A 22,889-nucleotide genomic window follows, 5' to 3' on the forward strand; every position below is an offset into this window, starting at 1 on the left:
CGAAAACTGTAGAAACTAACTGTGGGAGCGAGCAAGCCCGCTCCCACATTTTTGACCGTGTCCGGTCAGTTACAGCGCTTTGACGGAAATGATTTCCACGTCAAAGGTCAAGGTCTTGCCCGCCAGCGGGTGGTTGAAGTCAATGGTCACTTGCGCGTCATCGAACTCTTTGACCACGCCCGGCAATTCAGTATTGGCCGCATCGTTGAAGATCACCAGCAAACCAGGCGACAGTTCCATGTCCTGGAACTGGGAACGCGGGATGATCTGCACGTTTTGCGGGTTCGGCTGGCCGAAAGCGTTTTCCGGCTCGATGCTCAGCGTACGCTTGTCACCGGCCTTGAAACCGAACAGCGCCGCTTCGAAACCTGGCAACAGGTTGCCATCACCGACCTTGAAGGTCGCCGGGGCTTTGTCGAAAGTGCTGTCCACCGTGTCGCCGTTCTCCAGGCGCAATGCGAAATGCAAGGTGACTTCCGTGTTCTGGCCGATGCGTTGTTCAGCCAATACCTGTTCAGTCATGAACGGTTTCTCCGGTCTTTTTACTTTTGAACATATCCAGTGCCAGCATGACAGCACCAACAGTAATGGCACTGTCGGCAAAGTTGAACGCCGGGAAGTGCCAGCGGTTCTGCCAATGCACCAGAATGAAATCGATCACATGGCCCAGGGCAATGCGGTCATACAGATTGCCCAGCGCGCCACCGAGCACCAGTGCCAGCGCAACCGCCAGCCAGGTCTCGTTGCGGCCCAGACGCTTGAGCCACACCACCAGCACCGCACTGACCACGATAGCGATCAACGCGAACAGCCAGCGCTGCCAGCCGGAGCTGTCAGCCAGGAAGCTGAACGCCGCGCCAGTGTTGTAGGCCAGGGTCCAGCTGAACAAATCGGGAATCACCACGATTTGCTGATACATCTCGAGCTTGCCTTCAAAGTAGAACTTGCTGGCCTGGTCGATGACCAGGACCAGCAGACTCAACCAAAGCCAGCTCAGCCGTCCGAAACGGCCAACGGCATTAGGCATAATGACGGACCTCGCCAGCGCCGCTGATGTTGTCGACGCAACGGCCGCAGATTTCCGGGTGCTCCGGGTTCACGCCGACGTCTTCACGGCAGTGCCAGCAACGAGCGCACTTGGCGTGGCTCGACTTGACGATCTTCAGCTTCAGGCCGCTGACTTCGGTGACCACGGCATCGGCCGGTGCTTGCACCAGCGGTGCAACAGCAGCGGTCGAAGTGATCAGTACGAAGCGCAGTTCGTTGCTCAGTTTGGCCAGGTCGGCGGTCAGTGCGTCTTCGGCGAACAGCGTCACTTCGGCCTGCAGGTTGCCACCGACGGCCTTGGCGGCACGCTGGATTTCCATTTCCTTGTTGACCGCAACCTTCACGGCCATGATCCGGTCCCAATACGCGCGACCCAGTTCGAAGCCTTCCGGCAATTCGGTCAGGCCTTCGTACCAGGTGTTGAGCATCACCGATTCGTTACGCTCACCCGGCAGGTATTGCCACAGCTCGTCAGCGGTGAAGGCCAGGATCGGTGCGATCCAGCGAACCAGCGCTTCGCAGATGTGAAACAGCGCGGTTTGCGCCGAACGGCGGGCCTTGCTGTTCGCGCCAGTGGTGTACTGACGGTCCTTGATGATGTCGAGGTAGAAGCCGCCCAGTTCCTGCACGCAGAAGTTGTGGATCTTCGAGTACACGTTCCAGAAGCGGTATTCGCCGTAGTGCTCTTGCAGCTCGCGCTGCAGCAGCAGGGTACGGTCCACGGCCCAACGGTCCAGAGCCAGCATTTCTTCGGCCGGCAGCAGGTCGGTGGCCGGGTTGAAACCGGTCAGGTTCGAAAGCAGGAAGCGCGCGGTATTACGGATACGCCGGTAGGCGTCCGCACTGCGTTGCAGGATCTGCTCGGAAACCGCCATTTCGCCCGAATAGTCGGTCGAAGCGACCCACAGACGCATGATGTCGGCGCCCAGGGTGTCGTTGACTTTCTGCGGAGCAATCACGTTGCCCAGGGACTTGGACATCTTGCGGCCGGACTCGTCGACGGTGAAGCCGTGGGTCAGCAGCTCGCGATACGGCGCGTGATTGTCGATGGCGCAACCGGTCAGCAGCGACGAGTGGAACCAGCCACGGTGTTGGTCCGAACCTTCCAGGTACAGGTCGGCGCGCGGGCCGGTTTCGTGGCCCATCGGGTGCGAACCGCGCAGGACGTGCCAGTGCGTGGTGCCCGAGTCGAACCAGACGTCCAGGGTGTCGCTGATCTTGTCGTACTGCGGCGCTTCATCGCCCAGCAACTCGGCGGCGTCCAGCTTGAACCAGGCCTCGATGCCTTCGACTTCAACGCGCTTGGCCACGATTTCCATCAGCTCGACGGTACGTGGGTGCAGCTCGCCGCTTTCCTTGTTCAGGAAGAACGGGATCGGCACGCCCCAGTTGCGCTGGCGGGAAATGCACCAGTCCGGGCGGTTGGCGATCATCGAGTGCAGGCGCGCCTGACCCCAGGCCGGAACGAACTGTGTTTCTTCGATGGCTTTGAGCGAGCGCTGACGCAGGGTGTCGCCGGTGGTCGGCTGCTTGTCCATACCGATGAACCACTGCGCGGTGGCGCGGTAGATCAGCGGGGTCTTGTGGCGCCAGCAGTGCATGTAGCTGTGTTCGATGATAGTGGTGTGCAGCAGCGCACCGACTTCGGTCAGCTTGTCGACGATGGCCGGGTTGGCCTTCCAGATGAACTGGCCGCCGAAGAATTCCAGCGAGGTCGCGTACACGCCGTTGCTTTGGACCGGATTGAGGATGTCATCGTTGACCATGCCGTACTTCTTGCAGGTCACGAAGTCGTCCACACCGTAGGCCGGAGCGGAGTGAACCACACCGGTGCCGGCGCCCAGTTCAACGTAGTCGGCCAGGTAAACCGGCGACAGACGGTCGTAGAACGGGTGACGGAAGTTGATCAGCTCCAGCGCTTTACCGGTGGTGGTCGCAATGACCGAACCTTCCAGCGAGTAGCGCACCAGGCACGACTCGACCAGCTCTTCAGCCAGTACCAGCAGCTTGTCGCCGACGTCGACCAGGGCGTAGTTGAATTCCGGGTGAACGTTCAACGCCTGGTTGGCCGGGATGGTCCACGGGGTGGTGGTCCAGATCACGATCGAGGCAGGCTTGGCCAGCGATGGCAGGCCGAAGGCGGCAGCCAGTTGGGCTTCATCGGCAATCGGGAACGCCACGTCGATGGTCGAGGACTTCTTGTTCTCGTACTCGACTTCCGCTTCGGCCAGGGCCGAACCGCAGTCGAAACACCAGTTCACAGGCTTCAGGCCCTTGAACACGAAACCACCCTTGACGATTTCGGCCAAGGCACGGATTTCACCGGCCTCGTTCTTGAAGTCCATGGTCTTGTACGGGTTGGCGAAGTCGCCCAGCACGCCGAGACGGATGAACTCGGACTTCTGCCCTTCGATCTGCTCGGTGGCGTAGGCCCGGCACAGTTCGCGGGTCTTGTCCGCGCCCAGGTTCTTGCCGTGGGTCACTTCGACCTTGTGCTCGATCGGCAGGCCGTGGCAGTCCCAGCCCGGAACATAAGGCGCGTCGAAGCCCGACAGGGTCTTCGAACGGATGATCATGTCCTTGAGAATCTTGTTCAGCGCATGACCGATGTGAATCGAGCCGTTGGCGTACGGAGGGCCGTCGTGCAATACGAACTTCGGACGATCCTTGCCAATCTCGCGCAACTTTCCGTACAGGCCAATACTGTCCCAGCGCTGCAGGATCTGCGGTTCGCGCTGTGGCAGGCCGGCCTTCATTGGGAAGGCGGTGTCCGGAAGGTTTAGCGTGGCTTTATAGTCGGTCATTTAAGGCTCTTCATTAGCGATGGGCGCTAGGTGCGGCTAGTGCACGGGCGGCGGCGACATCCGCGTTGATCGCCGTTTTCAACGCCTCCAGAGAGGCGAAACGCTGCTCTTCGCGCAGCTTGTGGTGGAAAACCACCGTTAAACGCCGGTCATACAGATCGCCGGCAAAATCTAAAAGATGCACTTCCAGGTGGGCTTTGCCATCACCTTGAACCGTGGGCCGCACGCCAATGTTGGCGACGCCGGGCCAGGTCTTGCCGTCGATCTCGACATCCACCAGGTAAACCCCGGTGAGCGGCACGCGACGGCGCTTGAGTTGAATATTGGCAGTGGGCGTACCCAACTGCCGGGCCAGCTTCTGGCCATGCAATACGCGACCGGCGATCCGGTACGGCCGCCCGAGCAGGCGTTCGGCCAGGGCGAAATCCGCGGCGGCCAGGGCATTTCGAACTTGCGTGCTGCTGACCCGGATGCCATCGAGTTCGACGGTTTGTGCCGCTTCGACGGTAAAACCCTGAAGGGTGCCTGCCTGTAGCAGGAAATCGAAATCTCCCGCGCGGTCACAGCCGAAACGGAAGTCGTCACCGACCTCCAGATGCTGCACGCCAAGGCCATCCACCAGAATGGTATCGACGAATTCACTGGCACTGAGCTTGCTCAGGCGCTGGTTGAAAGCCAGGCAAAGCACACGGTCGACGCCTTCGGCGGCCAACAATTGCAGCTTGTCCCGCAGGCGGGCCAGACGGGCCGGCGCGGTGTCCGGAGCGAAGAACTCCCGCGGCTGCGGCTCGAAAATCACCACGCAACTGGGCACGCCCAACTCGAGCGCACGCTCACGCAGGCGCGCCAGGATAGCCTGGTGGCCACGGTGAACACCGTCAAAGTTGCCAATAGTGGCGACACAGCCCCGATGCTGGGGGCGCAGATTGTGGAGGCCTCGAACCAGCTGCATAACGCGCTTCTTGCTCATAAAGTGGTCGATTATAACCACACCCGGCGGCCGACGACAGGCAACACCGTAACCCAAAGTGATCGAGCCGACAAAACCGCCGGCTCGCCCGTGTTTATCGAGGCCAGAACCTCAGCCCAGCGCCTTGCGATTGAAGTCGCGCAAACGAAAGCCCATCAACACTAACATGCCGAAATAAGCCACCACACCGGCAACGACCAAGGCACCCAGGCGCAGGAAACGCTCAAGCATCTGCCCCTCGCCCCAGGCCGGCATGAAATGCATCCCGGCCAGCAATACGCCCGACATCACCGATACCGCGATCACCAGTTTCAAGCCGAACTTCGCCCAGCCCGGTTGTGGCTGGTACATCTGCTGCTTGCGCAGTTGATAGAACAGCAACCCCGCATTCAAGCAGGCACCAGCGCTGATAGCCAGAGCCAGGCCGGCGTGGGCCAGCGGTCCGATCAACATCAGGTTGAACAGCTGGGTGACCACCAGGGTGAAAATCGCGATTTTTACCGGCGTGCGGATGTTTTGTTGCGCATAAAAGCCCGGCGCCAGCACTTTGATCACGATAATCCCGAGCAAACCGACGGAGTAGGCGATCAACGCGCGCTGGGTCATCGCCGCATCATGGGCATCGAACTGACCGTACTGGAACAGCGAAACCGTCAACGGCTCGGCCAGAATCCCCAGCGCCAGGGCGCAAGGCAATACCAGCACGAAGCATAGGCGCAGGCCCCAATCGAGGATGCGCGAGTATTCGTGACGATCCTTGCTGGCGTAGGTCTTGGCCAGGGTCGGCAACAGAATCGTCCCCAACGCCACGCCCAGCACGCCGGAAGGCAGTTCCATCAAGCGGTCGGCGTAGTACATCCAGGACACGGACCCGGCAACCAGGAACGAAGCGAAGATGGTGTTGATGATCAGCGAGATCTGACTCACCGAGACACCGAGGATGGCTGGCAGCATCTGCTTCATTACGCGCCAGACGCCGGTGTCGCGCAGGCTCAGGCGCGGCAGCACCAGCATGCCGATTTTTTTCAGGTGCGGCAGCTGGTAGAGCAACTGCGCCAGGCCACCTGCCAGAACCGCCCAGCCGAGCGCCATTACGGGCGGATCGAAGTACGGCGTGAGGAACAACGCAAAAATAATCATGCTGACGTTGAGCAGCGTCGGCACGAATGCCGGGACCGAAAAACGGTTCCAGGTGTTGAGGATCGCGCCCGCCAGCGACGACAGGGAAATCAGCAATATGTAGGGAAAGGTCACCCGCAACAGGCTGGAAGTGAGCTCGAATTTTTCCGGGGTATCGGTAAAACCCGGCGCAGTGACCCAGATGACCCACGGCGCGGCGATCATGCCCAACACCGTGACCAGCGCCAGTACCAGCGTCAGCAGGCCCGAGACATAGGCAATGAATGTGCGGGTCGCCTCTTCACCCTTCTGGCTTTTGTATTCTGCAAGAATCGGCACGAATGCCTGGGAAAACGCCCCTTCGGCAAAGATCCGCCGCAACAGATTGGGCAATTTGAAGGCGATAAAGAAGGCGTCAGTCGCCATTCCCGCGCCAAATGTTCGCGCAATGAGGGTGTCGCGAACAAACCCCAGAACCCGGGAAAGCATCGTGATAGAGCTGACGGCGGCCAACGATTTGAGCAGATTCATGGAAAGAGTTTGTGCCTGTCGATAAACAGCAGGCGAACTACGCGCCTACTTATGCGATACTCCGCGCCGCAACAGCACAGAGCCAAAGCTCGCGAGTTTACAGGTCGCACGCTGGAAAGAAATCTCCAAGCTTGCTTCACCTACCACTTAGCGGAACGTCTCAACCGCCCTTGACAAGACCTCAACTCATCGGCATGATTCGCGGCCTATTTTGTTTGCTATTTCCTAAAAAGTCTTTCGAGGAGCTCGACGGTGGCCAACTCACCTTCCGCCAAAAAACGTGCAAAACAGGCTGAGAAGCGTCGCAGCCACAACGCCAGCCTGCGTTCCATGGTTCGTACCTACATCAAGAATGTAGTTAAGGCCATCGACGCAAAAGACGCTGAAAAAGCTCAAGCTGCATACGTTCTGGCTGTGCCAGTTATCGACCGTATGGCCGATAAAGGCATCATCCACAAGAACAAGGCTGCTCGCCATAAGAGCCGTTTGAATGGCCACGTTAAGGCCCTGAACGTTGCCGCTGCTGCCTAAGCGACTCGTTCATTAAAAAACCGACCTCAGGGTCGGTTTTTTATTGCCTGCGATTCAGTGAATTCGACGCAAAAAAATGTGAGAGCGAGCCTGCTCGCCCCCACAACTCTGATTGTGTGAAATTACTGAGTGTGGGCCCACGGCAAAATCGGAATCGCCGTCACCGCATTCTGCGGACTGCCCTCGATCAGGCGATCGCTGTACACCAGATACACCAGCGTATTACGCTTCTTGTCGAGGAAACGCACCACCTGCATGGTCTTGAACACCAGGGACGTGCGCTCCTTGAACACCTCGTCGCCATCCTTGAGCTCACCCTTGAAGCTGATAGGCCCGACCTGCCGGCAAGCGATAGACGCTTCAGCACGATCCTCGGCCAAACCAAGACCCCCCTTCACCCCACCGGTCTTGGCGCGCGACAGATAGCAGGTCACACCATCAACCTTGGGATCATCAAAGGCCTCGACCACGATCCGGTCATTCGGCCCGACGAACTTGAACACCGTCGACACCTGACCAATCTCTTCGGCCGAAGCCAACAGCGGCATCGCCAACAGCAACCCCAACAACCCTTTTGCCACGCGCATTCAGGTATTCCTTCAGACCAGGATCAGGTTATCGCGGTGAACCAGTTCCGGTTCCGCCATGTAACCCAACAGACCGACAATCGCCTCGGACGACTGACCGATGATTTTTTGCGCTTCCAGCGCACTGTAGTTGGCCAGGCCACGGGCAATTTCACGACCGTCAGGCGCCACGCAGACCACCATCTCACCGCGACGGAAGCTGCCCTGGACCAACTTGACCCCAACCGGCAGCAAACTTTTGTTGCCCTGGGACAACGCCATCACTGCACCCGCATCCAGCACCAGAGTGCCACGGGTTTGCAGATGACCGGCCAGCCACTGCTTGCGCGCCGCCAGCATGCCGCGCTCCGGCGACAGCAAGGTGCCGATGCGCTCGCCCGCCTTGAGGCGATCCAGCACACGCTCGATGCGCCCACCAACGATGATGGTGTGAGCGCCGGAACGGGCCGCCAGACGCGCAGCACGCAACTTGGTCTGCATGCCGCCACGCCCCAGCGCACCACCAGTACCGCCCGCCACCGCATCGAGCGCCGGATCATCGGCACGCGCCTCGTAAATCAGCTGGGCATCCGGATTATTGCGCGGATCGGCGTCGAACATGCCGTCGCGATCCGTCAGGATCACCAACAGGTCAGCCTCGACCAGATTCGCCACCAGCGCCGCGAGCGTGTCGTTGTCGCCAAAACGGATTTCGTCGGTGACCACGGTGTCATTCTCGTTGATCACCGGAATAACCTTCAGCTCGACCAGCGCACGCAAGGTGCTGCGGGCGTTCAGGTAGCGCTTGCGATCGGACAAGTCGTCGTGAGTCAGGAGAATCTGCGCGGTATGCCGGCCATGCTCGGCAAAGCTCGACTCCCAGGCCTGCACCAACCCCATCTGACCGATTGCGGCGGCAGCCTGAAGCTCGTGCATCGCACTGGGTCGCGAGGTCCAGCCCAAACGGCTCATGCCGGCCGCCACCGCCCCGGAGGACACCAGCACCAGTTCGACACCCGCCTCATGCAAGGCCACCATCTGCTCAACCCAGACACCCATTGCCGCGCGATCCAGGCCTTTGCCGTCCGCCGTCAGCAAAGCGCTGCCGATCTTCACGACCCAACGCTGCGCACCTGTCACCTTGCTCCGCATCATCTTCAACCTTAGCTTGAGGGCAACGCGACCTAGCACTGCCCGTGACGTTATTCGTGGTTACTCGTGACCAACAATCGATTTCCAGATACCAAAACGCCGCTCGATTGAGCGGCGCTTAAGTTTATCGCAACGAATCAGTCACGCACGTAAATGATTTCCGGACCGTCTTCGTCATCCACATCTTCTTCGTCCCAATCATCGTCGCCGATGTCGTGGACCGACTTCACGCCGCTGCGACGCAGGGCACGCTTGTCATCCAGCGCCTGCAGCTGCGCGCGAGCTTCATCTTCGATGCGCTGATCGAGATCGGCCAGCTCTTCCTTGTAGGCCGGGTCATTGGCCAGGCGATCAGCACGATCTTCCATGTAACGCATGATGTCGTGGCACAGACGCTCGGTACCAAGCTTGGAGATGGCCGAAATCACGTAGACCGGACCCGTCCATTCCAGGCGATCAACGATTTCCTTGACGCGAGCATCGTGCTCTTCATCAAGGATCTGGTCGCACTTGTTCAGGACCAGCCAGCGATCACGCTCCGCCAGGGACGGGCTGAACTTGATCAGCTCGTTGACGATCACTTCAGCGGCATCCGGTGCGCTGGCGTCATCCAGCGGCGCCATGTCCACGAGGTGCAGCAGCAGACGCGTGCGCGCCAAGTGCTTGAGGAAGCGAATGCCCAGGCCAGCACCTTCGGAAGCACCCTCGATCAAACCCGGAATATCGGCAATGACGAAGCTCTTCCAGCGATCGACGCTGACCACACCCAGGTTCGGCACCAGCGTGGTGAACGGGTAGTCGGCAACTTTCGGCTTGGCAGCCGAAACCGAACGAATAAAGGTACTTTTACCAGCGTTCGGCAAGCCCAGCAGACCGACATCAGCCAGTACTTTCATTTCCAGCTTCAGGTCGCGCTGCTCACCCGGCTTGCCCGGAGTGGTCTGGCGCGGCGCGCGGTTGGTACTGGATTTGAAACGGGTGTTACCCAGACCGTGCCAGCCGCCCTGCACTACCATCAACTTCTGACCGGCCTTGGTCAGGTCGCCGATGACTTCCTGAGTCGCGGAGTCGATCACCGTGGTGCCGACCGGAACGCGCAGGATCAGGTCTTCACCCTTCTTGCCGGTGCAGTCGGTGCTGCCGCCGTTGGAGCCACGCTCGGCATCGAAGTGCCGGGTGTAACGGTAGTCCACCAGGGTGTTGAGGTTTTCGTCGGCCATCATGTAGATGGAACCGCCGTCACCGCCATCACCGCCGTTCGGGCCACCGTTCTCGATAAATTTTTCCCGACGGAAACTCATGGCGCCATTGCCGCCATCACCAGCCTTTACGCGAATCGATACTTCATCAACAAACTTCATAACAAACGCCTCTCGCCATACGGACGAGCCGAAAAACAATCAAGACATAAGACTCTTGCAAAAATGAGCGCAGCGACCCTGAACCACGATACCTACATCGTACGCCGACAGCCCATACAAACAGCTTTGCAAGAGACTCACCCCACAAACGAAAAAGCCCCGTCGCGAGACAGGGCTTTTCCAGCGATCGCGCAATTAAGCTGCGACTACGCTCACGTAACGACGACCGAAGGCGCCTTTTACTTCGAACTTGATCACGCCTTCGACTTTAGCGAAGAGGGTGTGATCTTTACCCATGCCAACGCCGTAGCCAGCGTGGAATTGGGTGCCGCGCTGACGCACGATGATGTTGCCTGCTTTGATAGCCTGGCCGCCATACATCTTCACGCCAAGGCGTTTGGCTTCTGAGTCGCGACCGTTACGGGTACTACCACCAGCTTTTTTGTGTGCCATGAGTTCAATTCTCCTAGTGAGGAATTAGGCTGTAATTAAGCCTGAATACCGGTGATTTTGATCTCGGTGTACCACTGGCGGTGGCCCATACGCTTCATGTGGTGCTTACGGCGACGGAACTTGATGATGCGGACTTTATCGTGACGACCTTGGGAGATCACTTCAGCCACAACGGTAGCGCCAGCAACAACTGGAGCGCCGATATTCACGTCGTCGCCATTGGCAACCAACAGAACGCGATCAAAGGTAACGGATTCGCCGGTAGCGATTTCCAGTTTTTCGATCTTCAGGTATTCACCTGGGGCGACTTTGTACTGCTTGCCGCCAGTAACGATTACTGCATAAGACATGGTATTTCTCCGATAATCCTGCTCACCCAGCTCTTTATAAGAAGAGGTATTGGCTGGCATGGCTGCATTGGGCTGGAGGCCCGCTTGCAATTGCGTAAGGCAGGTGCTGCCCAGGAAGTTCAGGGTGCGCGATTGTACGCAAGGCACGAGCGCCTTGCAAGGGGCCGTCCATCGCGCCTTGACACCTGCAAGCGTGGGTCCTAGCATGCCGCGCAACCCTTCTGGAGCGACTGTCGCTGATGCAACCCCAAGCTTTCTACCGCGCGGTCGCGGACGATTTTAGCGCCGTCGACGGCATCATCAAGAAGCAGCTGACTTCCCGAGTGCCGCTGGTATCGAAAATCGGCGATTACATTACCTCGGCCGGCGGCAAACGCCTGCGTCCTTTATTGGTGCTGTTGTGTGGCAAGGCTCTTGGCCGTGAGGGCGACGAACTGCGCCTGCTGGCCGCGACCATCGAGTTCCTGCACACCGCTACCCTGCTGCATGACGACGTGGTCGACATGTCCGGCATGCGCCGTGGCCGCTCGACCGCCAATGCCATGTGGGGCAACGCGCCCAGCGTACTGGTCGGCGACTTCCTGTATTCGCGCTCGTTCGAAATGATGGTCGAACTGGGCTCGATGCCGGTGATGAAGATCCTTTCGCAAGCCACGCGCATCATCGCCGAAGGCGAAGTGTTGCAGCTGTCGAAGGTTCGTGACGCCAGCACCACCGAAGAAACCTACATGGAAGTCATCCGCGGCAAGACCGCGATGCTCTTCGAAGCCTCGACCCACAGTGCCGCCGCCCTGTGCCAGGCCTCGCCGGAACAGTCCGAAGCCCTGCGTACATTCGGTGATCACCTGGGCGTGGCCTTCCAGCTGGTCGATGACCTGCTCGACTACAAAGGCGATGCCGAAACCCTGGGCAAGAACGTCGGTGACGACCTGGCCGAAGGCAAGCCGACCCTGCCGCTGATCTACACCATGCGCGAAGGTACGCCGGAACAGGCCGCCTTGGTGCGCAAGGCGATCCAGAAAGGCGGGATCGAAGACCTGGAAAGCATCCGCGAAGCCGTGGAAGCCTCGGGCTCGCTGGAGTACACCGCGCAACTGGCCCGTGACTATGTGGCCCGTGCGATCAAGTGCCTCGAAGCGCTGCCTGCCAGCGAGTACCGTGATGCACTGGTTGAACTGAGCGAGTTCGCGGTCGCGCGTACGCACTGACCACGAATATCCCTTGTGGGAGCGGGCTTGCTCGCGAATGCGGCGTGACAGTCGACAGAGATGTTGAATGTCATTCCGTCTTCGCGAGCAAGCCCGCTCCCACAGGTTCTTCCACGCTGCACCCCCTCCCCGCTAAAACCCTATATAATGTGCGCTTTTAACGATCCTGAATCCAAGGAGCCTTAGTGAGCACGTTGCCACCCTGCCCAAAATGCAATTCCGAATACACCTATGAAGACGGCGCCCAGCTGATCTGCCCCGAGTGCGCCCACGAATGGTCCGCCAGCGGTGAAGCCGAAGCTGCGTCCGATGACGCAGTGAAAAAGGATTCGGTCGGCAACGTCCTGCAGGACGGCGACACCATCACCGTGATCAAGGACCTCAAGGTCAAGGGTACGTCTTTGGTGGTCAAGGTCGGCACCAAGGTCAAGAACATCCGCTTGTGCGATGGTGATCACGACATCGATTGCAAGATCGACGGCATCGGCCCGATGAAACTCAAGTCCGAGTTCGTCAGAAAAGTCTGAGCCTGCTGTTACCCATCCCGCGCCCGGCGTGGGATGGCGTCTCACCCTCCCCGCTTCACCCAGTAAATCCTCGCAATAGCCAAACGCCAGTCGATTTGACCTGACGCAATCTTTACCCGGAAAAAAGCGCAAACCGCCAATAGACCCTTGCTATTTGATGAATAAGAATTATTCTCATAAAGCCCTTCAATGGAGATGAGAACCATGACTTACTTGATCGATGCCTGGCTGGACCGCCCACACCCTTACCTCAGGATCCTGCATCGGGAAACCGGGGAAGTCTGTGCGGTGCTTGAAGAAGAAGCCTTGAGTGAACTGCAGGACCAGGGTGATCTTGATCTCAATGGCCTGAGTTCCAGCGAGCCGGTGGTGCTCAAGGAACTGGTGCGTAATCTGTTTCTGTTCTGCTATGCCCGGGCGTTGCGCCCGCACAGTGAACTGCACCACAAGATCGAAATATGAAAATCACCGAAGAAACTGTGGGAGCGAGCCTGCTCGCGAAAGCGATCTGACATTCAACACTTATGCTGACTGACACTCCGTCTTCGCGAGCAGGCTCGCTCCCACATTAGCCCGACGTCATATCGGGCCGGGTATTACAGAACGTCCAGCAACTCGACGTCGAACACCAGTACGCTGTGCGGCGGGATGCTGCCAACGCCTTGAGCGCCGTAAGCCAGTTCGCTCGGCACGTACAGGCGCCATTTGCTGCCGGCGTTCATCAGTTGCAGGGCTTCGGTCCAGCCGGCGATCACGCCGCCAACCGGGAATTCCGCAGGCTCGCCGCGCTCGTACGAGCTGTCGAACACAGTGCCGTCGATCAGGGTGCCGTGGTAGTGAGTACGCACGGAATCTTCACGGGATGGCTTGGCGCCTTCACCAGCGGTCAGGACTTCGAACTGCAGGCCGGAAGCCAGAGTGGTGATGCCGTCACGCTTGGCGTTTTCAGCCAGGAAGGCCAGGCCTTCGCCAGCAGCCGCTTCAGCCTTGGCTGCAGCTTCGGCCTGCATGATTTCGCGGATGACTTTGAAGCTGGCGGACATTTCTTCCTGACCCACACGGCTTGGCTTACCGGCGAACGCGTCGGTCAGACCTGCCAGGATCGCGTCCAGGCTTACGCCCGGTGGCGGGTTGTCGCGCAGTTGGTCGCCCAGCTGACGGCCAATGCCGTAGCTGACGCGGGTTTCGTCGGTGGACAGATTTACTTCGGACATGACACTGCTCCGCTGTGCGGACGGCTCGGGAACTTGCCATGCGTGCACAGCGCGTCCCGGAGCGCCCGGAACCAAAAGGGCCAGCAGACTAGCACAGATGTCATGCCATTGATGAGGGGCCTCAGGCGATCGGCACCTTCAGGTTTTCCTCCACATCGGCAACCAGGCCGCACATTTCGTCATGCACGACCGTGTGCACAAGATTGAAGTGCAACTTTGGAAAGGAGCGCAGCACATCACGGGCATGCTCCACCGAACGCAGGCTCATCATGTGCCCGCGCGTATCGCTCAAGGGATACGCCGTGCCATGCATCCGCGCCTCCAGCAGGTAGATCCCGCCCTCCATCGAGATCAGGTTCAGCTCATCGACCTTCCCGGCGACGGCATACGCATTCAACTCTTGCAGGTTCATGAGCGCACCTCACGCAGTAGCGAGCCTCTTTACAGGGATAGGCTTCGGCGCATCAAAGCACAAGCCACTGGCCAGACCGTTTGTCTGTTACTGCAGGAGCTTGTGGCGAGCGAGCTTGCTCGCGCCGGGCTGCGTAGCGGCCCCAAAAAAGCGGGATCACTTCGCCATCCAGCGGGAGCAAGCTCCCTCGCCACAAAGGGAGCCGGTCCGGATCAGTGCTTGGTGACTTTATCCAGGTAACCCATGGCAAATGCCGAGACCACGAAGGTCATGTGGATGATCACGTACCACTGCAGATGCTCGGGATCGACGTTCTTGGCGTCCATGAAGATGCGCAGCAGGTGAATGGACGAGATCGCCACGATCGATGCGGCCACCTTCATCTTCAGCGACGAAGAGTCCATGGTGCCCAGCCAGTTGAGCTTCTCCTTGCTGTCGTCGATGTCCAGTTGCGAGACGAAGTTCTCGTAGCCGGAAATCATCACCATCACCAGCAAACCGCCCACCAGGGCCATGTCGATCAAAGACAGCAGCACCAGGATCAAGTCCGATTCGGCCATCGAAAACACGTTCGGGATGACGTGGAAGACTTCCTGGAAGAATTTCAGTGCCAGCGCCAACAGCCCGAGGGACAGACCGAAATAGATCGGCGCCAACAGCCAGCGCGAGGCGTACATTGCATTTTCGATAAAGCGTTCCATTGAATCTCACAAGTAGGGCTGAAAACGGCGGCGAGTATACCAGCCGCCCGCCTATAGCCAGAAGCTGCCAGAAACCGTCGAAAAATCCGCCACCTGCGCCTGTGTATCAAAGTTTTTCTGCTAGTGTCCAAATCATTGATTGCTCAGTGATGTCGGACAGGAAGACTGGAAAATGGATGTGCGATTGCCTTTGACGAGTGCCGGAATTTGCCTGGCGTTGCTGCTGAGCGGCTGCTCGCCCAGCGACGAAAAACGCCAGGTCAGCCTCGAAGAAAAAACCGCGCAATTCGAAAAGTCGCTGGACGCCATCCAGGATCCGAAGCTCAAGGATGCCGTGTCGGAGCTGGGCGGCTCGCTGCTGCTGCTCGAACGCGCGCAACTCAAGCTCGACAGCAAGCCGATGGAAACCGAATACGGCGAAGACGCCCTCGCCATGCTCAAGCACTACCCGAACCCGCAGGCCCTGGTCGACACCTACATCAACGGATTGTTCGTGCTGCAAAAGGACTCCAGTTCCGACTACCTGACCGATCTGCAACCAGTGTTCCCCTTCACTTTCAGCGTTCCTGCAGCGTTTTTGTTTCCCCATGGCCTGGAATGGCAGTCGGTCACGCTGAGCAACAAACGGGTGATTGCGTTCCAGCCGGAATGGTCGGAAACCGACCCTGGCATTCAGCTCAGCCCATCAAGTTCCAACCTGACCAACCCCGATGACCTGACCGTGGCCTACCCCTTCATCGAAGGCCTCGACATCGACAGAAAGCAACAACCGCAACCGGTGAGCCTGCAAGGCAAGGTCGAAGTCATCGCGCCACGTCGCCTGTACAGCTTCGACCTGACGAAAAAGGACGTAGGCCAGACCCGCACCAATGACAACCTGAGCGTCACCCTGCTGGCATTGACGAACAGCTACGCAGAAATCGAATACAACAACAGCGCGCCGCTGGCCCCCGAAGTCAGTGAAACTCCGCTCAACCCGCTGATCGTCCAGGCCAGGGACAGCACCGGGCAATTCATCGCGCGCGCCGGCTCAATCAACGAAACCTCAGTACAAATTGCCTTCTATCAGCAGCAACTGGCCAAGATGCAGCAGCAAAAGAGCTGGAGCGAGGCCCTGGAAAAACAGCTCGACGAAGAACAACGCAACTTTGAGAAACAGCAGGCACGACATTATTCGAAGGTGTACTTCAACGGGACAATCGAAACCCTCGAAGTCAGCATGCTGGATTTTTCCGCCGTCACGGTCACCCGAAAGGACCTCGACCTGCCGATCCGGCGCTTCGATGCCAATACCACGGACAAGTCCATCCAGCCCTTGAACCTGTCCGTGGTGGTCTATGACGATCAGGCGGCGAGCTGGCTGAAAGGGGCAACGCTGAGTGAGGATCAACTGAAAAAGAACGTCAGCATCAGTCAGTCGGTCGACGACCCCAGCGCTGCGCGAATCGAATTCACTCACCTGCGCACCTTCAACGATGAACTGCTCGGCACATCGTTCAACCCCGGCGAAAGTCCGGTGAGCTTCTTTACCGAAGACACGCTTGGAAAACGCGACGAGCCGATCGAACTGCCGTCAGAGGCGTACCAGATCGACCCCCTGCGCGGCACCATCACTTACGACCTGAATCTGTTTCCGCAGACTCCGGCCTATGCGGTGGGCTCGATGCCGCTGTTCCTGGCCGCGGTCGACAAGCAAACCGTCGATGCCCGTCAACTGCCCAAGGGCCTCGCGCTCAAAGACAATGCACTGGTGGTGGACCTGAAGGCATTTCCCGCACAGGACTGGCGCTTTTTCGCCAAGGACGACAGCGGTAATTACTTGAAGGAGATTCTATCGGTCAGCCATGGCGCGAGCACACAGGGTCCGGCGCAGTTTGCCGTGCATTATTTCTATGGGCAGCCTACGCGCCTGGAAACCTACCAGCGCACTGACCTCGCCACCGTGCAATATGGTTTCGAAGTCAAACTCGACAAGGCCGACATGACGCGCCTTGATCAATAGTGCCACTCAGTGCTCAGGGTGAAACTCGAAACCGCCCATGTTCCGGCAGCGACCACCATTGATTTCCCGCAGTTGGGCTTGCAGGTGCAGGCACCAGATTTGCGGATCGTCGGCCAATTCGTAGCCGTGCAGGGTCAGGCTTTCAACGATGGTGTCGAGGATTGATTCAGCGACGAACGGACCATGAAACGGGCCTTGGGCCTTGATGGCCGAAGGTTGCTCACCGGCCATTCCGGCGGCGAACAGCAGAGTCCACATGCCCGTATCTCCCGCCAATGGACGGATGGCACATTCGATACGGGTCACAAGGCCCAGGCATTGACGGGTAAGGCAGAGGTTGCGCGACATGGCGGCGACCCTCGGTAGATCCGGTATTCAGCCCCCATGGGAAGGCTGTTTCGATCCTGTGATTACGTCGATATCCTTGAGCAGAGAATAGAAGAAAAGTCCGGCTTGCAGGCCAGGGCGAGACCGAAAGGCGCCGAATGGTCATAGTGTGAATATTGACGTCATTTCGACGACGCTTTTCCAGTATTCACACAAACAAATGTGGGAGCGGCGGTGCGCCGCTCCCACATGGGTTACTGCATCAAGCCGGTTTGGTTTCCGCCAATGCCTCTTGCGCCAACTCCTTCTCGGCTTCCTTGAGATCATCCTCACTGATCATTTCCGCGATAACCCGCAGGCGCTCCACGACTCGCGCGTTCACGCTGCCTTCAGGAAACTCGCCATTTTCGTCCGGCTCGCCGGCCGGTTCGCCGACCAGCAAGCTCAAGGCTTCGTCGGCCTGACGGACCGCGTAGACATGGAACTGCCCCGCACGCACTGCCGTCAGCACCTTCTCGTCGAGCATCAGGGTCGCGACGTTGGCGTGAGGAATGATTGCCCCCTGCTCGCCGGTCAAGCCGCGGGCTTCGCACAGACGGAAGAAGCCCTCGATCTTCTCGTTGACCCCGCCAACCGCCTGCACTTCGCCGAACTGATTGATCGAACCGGTGATGGCGAAGCACTGCTTGAGCGGGGTTTTCGACAAGGCCGAGATCAGGGTGCAGGCCTCGCCCAGGGAAGCACTGTCGCCATCGACATAACCGTAGGATTGCTCCAGGGCGATGCTCGCGGAAATCGCCAGCGGAAACTCCTGGGCGTAGCGGCTGCCCAGATAACCGGTAAGGATCATCACGCCTTTGGAGTGGATTGGCTGGCCGAGGTTGACCTCACGCTCGATGTCGACAATACCGCTGCCGCCGGGGTACACCGTGGCGGAAATCCGCGCCGGCACGCCGAAGGCCGAGTCACCGACCTCCAGAACGGTCAAGCCGTTGCACTTGCCGACCGCCGCGCCGTCAGTGTCGATCAGGATGATCCCGGCCAGCATGTCGTCGAGAATCCGCGCCGACACCCGCCCGGTCCGCGTGGCCTTGGCCTTGAGCGCACGTTCGATGTGCCCGGCGTCGGTCATTTCATCGCCAGCCAGGTGACGAATGAAATCCGCCTCGCTGACCAGTTGAAACAAATCACCGATACGCGCCGACAAACGCCCCTGATGCTCGGCCAGACGCGCACTGTAGGTCGCCAGGCGTGCCACCGCATCGGCTGTCAGCGGTGCCATGCCTTCCTCGGAAGTACGGGTCTTGAGCAACTGGGCGAACTGCTCCAGGCTCTCGTCGACCATCGGGATGTCTTCGTCGAAATCCACCAGGACGCGGAACATCTCCTGGAAGTCCGGATCGAGGTCTTGCAGCGTGTAATACAGCTGACGGGCACCGATGATGACGACCTTGACCTGCAACGGTATGTGTTGCGGTGTCAGGGTCACGGTGGCCAGACGCCCCAGTTCACCCAGCGGTGACTCCATTTTCAGCTTGCGCGATTGCAGGGCGCGTTTCAGCGCGTCCCACACGAACGGCTCGCTGAGCATTTTGTCCGCTTCAAGGATCAGGAAACCGCCATTGGCCCGGTGCAAGGCACCCGGTCGCAGTTGGCGGTAGGTGGTGTACAGCGCGCCCTGATCGGTGCTGTATTCGATGCGACCGAAAAGGTTTTCATAGGTCGGGTGCGGCTCGAACACCACCGGCGCACCGCCGCTGGCCGAGTGACCGACCACCAGGCTCGGCGCGTATTGTTCTTCCAGCAACTTGCGGGCGACAGCGTCGGTCTTGCTGTCGTCCACCAGTTGCTCGACCACGGTCTTGAGCAAGTACACCTGCATCGCTTGCAGATAACCGCAGACCGCCGCGTTCTCGGCGTACTTCTCCGACAGTGGCGACAACAATGGCTGCAAGGCCAGGGTGATGGTTTCTTCGTTCAGATGACGCAGCTGGTTGCTCGATTCGCGCTTCCATTGCGGCAGGCTGGCGAGCTCTTCGTTCAGGCGCTCCTCCAGTGCCGAAATATCTTCGTGAAAGCGCTCGCGCTCGGCTTCCGGCAACTGGGCGAATTCAGCCTCGTCCAACGCCTTGCCATCGCTCATCGGGGTGAAGGCAATATTGCTGGCGTCGCGGTAGAGCGCGACTTCCTTTTCCAGGGCCAGACGCTCGATGACGTCAAGGGCCTTGTCGTAGCGCTGGTTGAAGGCGCGGTCGATGCTGCTTTTCTTCTGCTGGTAGGACGGATGCTCGAAGACTGCCGGAAATGTCGCCAGCAGGTTGTCGATCAAAACGTTGATATCGCCAATGAAGTTACCGGCAGTGCCCGACGGCAACTCCAGGGCACGTGGTTCGCGCGGTTCATCGAAGTTGTTGACATAGACCCAGTCCGCCGGGGTCTGCAGGCGCTTGCCTTCGGCCTTGAGGTAGCGTTTGACGAACGAGAACCGGCCGGTGCCGGGCTCGCCCATGACGAATACGTTGTAACCGGGGCGTGGCATGGCCACACCGAACTGCAAGGCTTCGACCGCACGTTCCTGGCCAAGCACACCGCGAAAGGGCTCCAGATCATTGGTGGTAGAGAAGCTGAACTGTTCAGCGGAAAACGGACGGGTCAGCGCTTCGGGCGCTAGACGCAAGCTGGCAGCAACAGGATCAGGCATCGGGCTTCCTTACAATCAGGCGGGGCAGATGGCAGCATTCTGGCGCTGCCCATGCCCGACTGGCAAGGAGCGCCGCAGGCCTGAGCATTGTCAATCGGCCAACCCCAGGCGGGCCGGGCTTGCGCCGGTGTTTCCCATGAATGTTTTGCAAAAAATCACGGAACCCCGTGATCGTGCCTAAACTCCAAACTGCGCGGCTGGGCTAATGCCCGGCCCACTGGCACCGGAACGGGCCAGACTCCCTTGTCTATTGGTATGCACACAAAGAGAACAAAGCTATGAAACGGATTCTTCTTGGTACTCTCTTCACCGCTGTATCCATCAATGCCATGGCGCAAGCGCCAGGCGGTCCGGATTGCGGTTGGGGTAACATGCTGTTCGAAGGCCAGCGTGGTACTCCAGCTCACTTCCTGGCATCCACCACCAACGGCACCTCCGGCAACGCAACCTTCGGCATGACCTCAGGCACCAACGGTTGCGCAACCAATTCGGCGCTGACCTATGGCGGCAAATCCTGGTTTGCCATGAATGGCATGATGAACGAACTGTCCGAAGACATGGCCAAGGGTCAGGGCGAAGCGCTGACCACCTATGCCGTGGTACTGGGCGTGGCGCCGGAAGACCGTGCGCACTTCGCCGCCGTCACTCACGAGCACTTCCAGCAGATCTTCAGCAAGGCTGACGTGACTGCAGAAGACGTGCATACCAACACCCTGGCCGTGCTCAAAGCCGACCCTCGTCTGGCCAAGTACGCGACTCAGGCTTAAGCTCGACCCGCCCCGCTTCTTTCGGGAAGCGGGTTTTATTTTTTGGACCTGCCCCTCTTTGGGTCTTTTTCTCAGGTATTTAAGTTGCCCTCTATGCTCAAACGCCTTGCCTGGCTGGCGCTGTGTGTCTGCGCCCCGCTGTCCGCCGCGCCTCACATCGATCCACAACGTTTGCAGCAACTGGCCAACGACCCTTTCTGGATCTCCCTGGGCCATTACGAAACCGCCAAGCTCGGTGGCTGGCGCAGCTATGTCAGTGACCGGAAATTTTTCCTCGCCGCTGACGGCAATGAACATCCGGACCATGAACTGGCGGCGACTGTACAAGCCTTGTATGCCCCGGCCAGTGCCGGTGAAACACACGCTCAATGCGCCTACCCGGCCCGCACCCGCTGGCTGAAAGAACAACTCGGCCTGACCGGCCTGCCAACGCCGGACTGCGCCGAATTCAAGCAATGGTTCAAGGACGTCTCGCCCGACAGCGCGGTGATGATCTTCCCGGCGGCCTACTTGAACAGCCCGTCCTCGATGTTCGGCCATACCCTGTTGCGCATTGACCAGGCCGAAGTGAAGAGCGACAAGACTTCGCTGCTCAGTTACGCGATCAACTTCGGCGCCTACATCGAGGGCTCGGACAACAGCATCATCTATGCCTGGAAAGGCCTGATGGGCGGCTATCCCGGCCTGTTCGCGATGGTGCCCTACCAGGAAAAACTCTCGGAATACCGCAGCCTGGAAAACCGCGACCTGTGGGAGTACCGCCTGAACCTGACCCGGCAGGAAACCGCGCGCATGGTCGAGCATGTCTGGGAGCTCAAGCAGATCAAGTTCGACTATTTCTTCTTCGACGAAAACTGCTCGTACCGCTTGCTGGAACTGCTGCAAGTGGCCCGCCCGGGCCTGCGCCTGACCGAGCAATTCCCGCTCACGGCCATCCCGACCGACACCGTCAAAGCCGTGAAAGCGGCTGGGCTGGTGGAATCGATCCAGTATCGTCCGTCCCGGGAGCGCGAGTTGCTCAGCTGCGCCGAGCCGTTGAACCCTGAAGAGCAGCAATGGGTGCTGAAAGTCAGCGCCGATCAGAAACAATTGCAGGACCCGGTATTCAAGGCGCAACCCCGCGACCGTCAGGCGCTGATTATCGATGCGGCCTATCGTCTGGAGCGTTACCGCGCCAATGGCCAGGAGCGCGACCCGGCGCGCGCCCAGCGCAGCTTCGAACTGCTGCGGGCAATCAACCAGAACCCGGCACCGGAGCTGGAGATTCCGCAACCGGGCCTGCCTGAAGACGGTCACGAGTCCCGCACCTGGCAGCTCGGCCTCGGCACCCGTGGAGATAAAGCCTTTGGCGAGTACGGCTTGCGCATGGCTTATCACGACCTCAATGACAACAACGAAAGCTTTCCCCTTGGCGCGCAGATCGAAATCCTGCAATTGAAACTGCGTCAGTACGAAGGCAATGACTGGCAAGTGCAGCAACTGGACCTGGCGACCATTCGCTCCCTGACCCCGCGTAACGAATTGCTGCAACCGCTGTCATGGCAAGTCACTGGTGGCCTGGAGCGGGTGCCGGGCAAGCACGATGACCAGACCCTGGTCAGCCATGTCAACGGCGGTGGTGGCGGCACCTGGCAACTGGGCGATGACCTGCTCGGTTTTGCCCTGGGCACCGTGCGTATCGAGCACAACAGCGACTTCGCCGCGTTCATTGCCCCGGCCGCCGGGTTCAACAGTGGTGTGCTGTGGAAAAACCCTCTGGGCAATTTGAGCCTGGAAGCCAAGGGCGACTTTTTCACCAATGGTGAAGTGCGCCGCAGCCTGAGCCTGAATCAACAGTGGGAAATATCCCGCAATCTCGGACTGCGCTTGAGCGCCCAGCGTGAGTTCAGCCATTTGGCAACGGCCGAGAACGAAGTGATGCTTGAGCTGAAGTGGTATCACTACTGACCTGACACACCACTTACCCTGTGGGAGCGGGCTTGCTCGCGAATGCGATATGCCACTCAACATTGATGCTGGCTGACACGCCCCTTTCGCGAGCAAGCCCGCTCCCACAGGGGGTTATGTGGTGTTCGACAAAATGCATGCACTCCTTTCACATACACCCGACAAATCCACTTCTAGACTTTATCTATGGGCCATCGGC

General features: G+C 59.2%; 22 protein-coding genes. 7 read left to right on the forward strand and 15 right to left on the reverse strand.

The annotated features are described in order from the left end of the window. Positions 1 to 69 precede the first annotated feature (69 nt). From fkpB to murJ, 5 genes are all read right to left on the reverse strand, one after another. Positions 70 to 507 (reverse strand): FKBP-type peptidyl-prolyl cis-trans isomerase, encoded by a 438-nt coding sequence (gene fkpB, locus ACMDB8_RS23845; RefSeq protein WP_172435403.1) that lies wholly within the window; start codon positions 505 to 507, stop codon positions 70 to 72. Between the two features lie 7 nt (positions 508 to 514). Further along, complete coding sequence (gene lspA, locus ACMDB8_RS23850) at positions 515 to 1,027, reverse strand: signal peptidase II (RefSeq protein ID WP_056728699.1); 513 nt, start codon at positions 1,025 to 1,027, stop codon at positions 515 to 517. Continuing rightward, positions 1,020 to 3,851, reverse strand: coding sequence for an isoleucine--tRNA ligase (gene ileS / locus ACMDB8_RS23855; RefSeq protein ID WP_409078809.1), 2,832 nt, complete (start codon positions 3,849 to 3,851; stop codon positions 1,020 to 1,022). Before ileS ends, lspA begins: the two co-directional genes overlap by 8 nt. A 13-nt stretch (positions 3,852 to 3,864) precedes the next feature. Beyond that, positions 3,865 to 4,803 carry a bifunctional riboflavin kinase/FAD synthetase gene (gene ribF, locus ACMDB8_RS23860; RefSeq protein ID WP_056728703.1) on the reverse strand — a complete coding sequence of 313 codons (939 nt, stop codon included), beginning with the start codon at positions 4,801 to 4,803 and terminating at the stop codon, positions 3,865 to 3,867. 129 nt (positions 4,804 to 4,932) lie between these two features. Further along, entirely contained in the window at positions 4,933 to 6,471 is a 1,539-nt protein-coding gene (gene murJ, locus ACMDB8_RS23865; protein WP_056728705.1) for a murein biosynthesis integral membrane protein MurJ, read from the reverse strand. A 252-nt stretch (positions 6,472 to 6,723) separates the two neighbouring features. On the opposite strand from murJ, the gene rpsT reads away from it, so the two are divergent. Continuing rightward, positions 6,724 to 7,002, forward strand: coding sequence for a 30S ribosomal protein S20 (rpsT, locus tag ACMDB8_RS23870; protein ID WP_020798646.1), 279 nt, complete (start codon positions 6,724 to 6,726; stop codon positions 7,000 to 7,002). A gap of 122 nt (positions 7,003 to 7,124) precedes the next feature. Here the strand turns inward: rpsT and ACMDB8_RS23875 are convergent, their stop codons facing one another. From ACMDB8_RS23875 to rplU, 5 genes are all read right to left on the reverse strand, one after another. Beyond that, entirely contained in the window at positions 7,125 to 7,589 is a 465-nt protein-coding gene (locus ACMDB8_RS23875; RefSeq protein WP_056728707.1) for a CreA family protein, read from the reverse strand. 12 nt (positions 7,590 to 7,601) lie between these two features. Continuing rightward, positions 7,602 to 8,720 (reverse strand): glutamate 5-kinase, encoded by a 1,119-nt coding sequence (gene proB / locus ACMDB8_RS23880; RefSeq protein WP_056728709.1) that lies wholly within the window; start codon positions 8,718 to 8,720, stop codon positions 7,602 to 7,604. 137 nt (positions 8,721 to 8,857) lie between these two features. Next, a complete protein-coding gene (gene cgtA / locus ACMDB8_RS23885; protein WP_008052064.1) occupies positions 8,858 to 10,081 on the reverse strand; it encodes an Obg family GTPase CgtA in 1,224 nt (407 codons plus the stop codon). 195 nt (positions 10,082 to 10,276) lie between these two features. Continuing rightward, on the reverse strand, positions 10,277 to 10,534 hold the full coding sequence (rpmA, locus tag ACMDB8_RS23890; RefSeq protein ID WP_003281574.1) for a 50S ribosomal protein L27: 258 nt from the start codon (positions 10,532 to 10,534) through the stop codon (positions 10,277 to 10,279). A gap of 35 nt (positions 10,535 to 10,569) precedes the next feature. Then, complete coding sequence (rplU, locus tag ACMDB8_RS23895) at positions 10,570 to 10,884, reverse strand: 50S ribosomal protein L21 (RefSeq protein WP_003176051.1); 315 nt, start codon at positions 10,882 to 10,884, stop codon at positions 10,570 to 10,572. 239 nt (positions 10,885 to 11,123) lie between these two features. Between rplU and ACMDB8_RS23900 the strand changes: the two genes are divergently transcribed. The 3 genes from ACMDB8_RS23900 to ACMDB8_RS23910 all read left to right on the forward strand — a co-directional run bounded on the left by ACMDB8_RS23900 (position 11,124) and on the right by ACMDB8_RS23910 (position 13,081). Continuing rightward, positions 11,124 to 12,092 carry a polyprenyl synthetase family protein gene (locus tag ACMDB8_RS23900; protein WP_056728713.1) on the forward strand — a complete coding sequence of 323 codons (969 nt, stop codon included), beginning with the start codon at positions 11,124 to 11,126 and terminating at the stop codon, positions 12,090 to 12,092. Between the two features lie 185 nt (positions 12,093 to 12,277). Next, complete coding sequence (locus tag ACMDB8_RS23905; protein ID WP_008028840.1) at positions 12,278 to 12,619, forward strand: zinc ribbon domain-containing protein YjdM; 342 nt, start codon at positions 12,278 to 12,280, stop codon at positions 12,617 to 12,619. Positions 12,620 to 12,823: 204 nt separating this feature from the next. Continuing rightward, positions 12,824 to 13,081, forward strand: coding sequence for a hypothetical protein (locus ACMDB8_RS23910; protein ID WP_008052059.1), 258 nt, complete (start codon positions 12,824 to 12,826; stop codon positions 13,079 to 13,081). A gap of 134 nt (positions 13,082 to 13,215) precedes the next feature. Here the strand turns inward: ACMDB8_RS23910 and ACMDB8_RS23915 are convergent, their stop codons facing one another. From ACMDB8_RS23915 to ACMDB8_RS23925, 3 genes are all read right to left on the reverse strand, one after another. Next, the gene (locus ACMDB8_RS23915; protein WP_008052058.1) at positions 13,216 to 13,833 is read right to left on the reverse strand and encodes an FKBP-type peptidyl-prolyl cis-trans isomerase; all 618 of its coding nucleotides are present in this window, start codon (positions 13,831 to 13,833) and stop codon (positions 13,216 to 13,218) included. A 121-nt stretch (positions 13,834 to 13,954) separates the two neighbouring features. Next, positions 13,955 to 14,245, reverse strand: a complete 291-nt coding sequence (locus ACMDB8_RS23920) for a DUF6482 family protein (RefSeq protein WP_008052057.1) — start codon at positions 14,243 to 14,245, stop codon at positions 13,955 to 13,957. A gap of 212 nt (positions 14,246 to 14,457) precedes the next feature. Beyond that, positions 14,458 to 14,946 carry a TIGR00645 family protein gene (locus ACMDB8_RS23925; protein ID WP_007970904.1) on the reverse strand — a complete coding sequence of 163 codons (489 nt, stop codon included), beginning with the start codon at positions 14,944 to 14,946 and terminating at the stop codon, positions 14,458 to 14,460. A 172-nt stretch (positions 14,947 to 15,118) separates the two neighbouring features. Between ACMDB8_RS23925 and ACMDB8_RS23930 the strand changes: the two genes are divergently transcribed. Then, positions 15,119 to 16,948: a hypothetical protein gene (locus ACMDB8_RS23930; protein ID WP_056728715.1), complete on the forward strand. Its 1,830-nt coding sequence runs from the start codon at positions 15,119 to 15,121 to the stop codon at positions 16,946 to 16,948. A 6-nt stretch (positions 16,949 to 16,954) separates the two neighbouring features. On the opposite strand, the gene ACMDB8_RS23935 is transcribed toward ACMDB8_RS23930, so the two are convergent. Both ACMDB8_RS23935 and ACMDB8_RS23940 read right to left on the reverse strand, forming a co-directional pair. Next, positions 16,955 to 17,296, reverse strand: a complete 342-nt coding sequence (locus tag ACMDB8_RS23935; protein ID WP_008052055.1) for a hypothetical protein — start codon at positions 17,294 to 17,296, stop codon at positions 16,955 to 16,957. 241 nt (positions 17,297 to 17,537) lie between these two features. Beyond that, entirely contained in the window at positions 17,538 to 19,976 is a 2,439-nt protein-coding gene (locus ACMDB8_RS23940) for a Lon protease family protein (protein ID WP_056728717.1), read from the reverse strand. 278 nt (positions 19,977 to 20,254) lie between these two features. Between ACMDB8_RS23940 and ACMDB8_RS23945 the strand changes: the two genes are divergently transcribed. Both ACMDB8_RS23945 and ACMDB8_RS23950 read left to right on the forward strand, forming a co-directional pair. Then, positions 20,255 to 20,743, forward strand: a complete 489-nt coding sequence (locus ACMDB8_RS23945) for a DUF3015 domain-containing protein (RefSeq protein ID WP_008052053.1) — start codon at positions 20,255 to 20,257, stop codon at positions 20,741 to 20,743. Between the two features lie 93 nt (positions 20,744 to 20,836). After that, entirely contained in the window at positions 20,837 to 22,690 is a 1,854-nt protein-coding gene (locus ACMDB8_RS23950; RefSeq protein ID WP_409078810.1) for a DUF4105 domain-containing protein, read from the forward strand. The last annotated feature ends 199 nt before the right edge of the window (positions 22,691 to 22,889 follow it).

It is taken from the genome of Pseudomonas monachiensis (assembly GCF_047345015.1).
Lineage (GTDB): Bacteria > Pseudomonadota > Gammaproteobacteria > Pseudomonadales > Pseudomonadaceae > Aquipseudomonas > Aquipseudomonas monachiensis.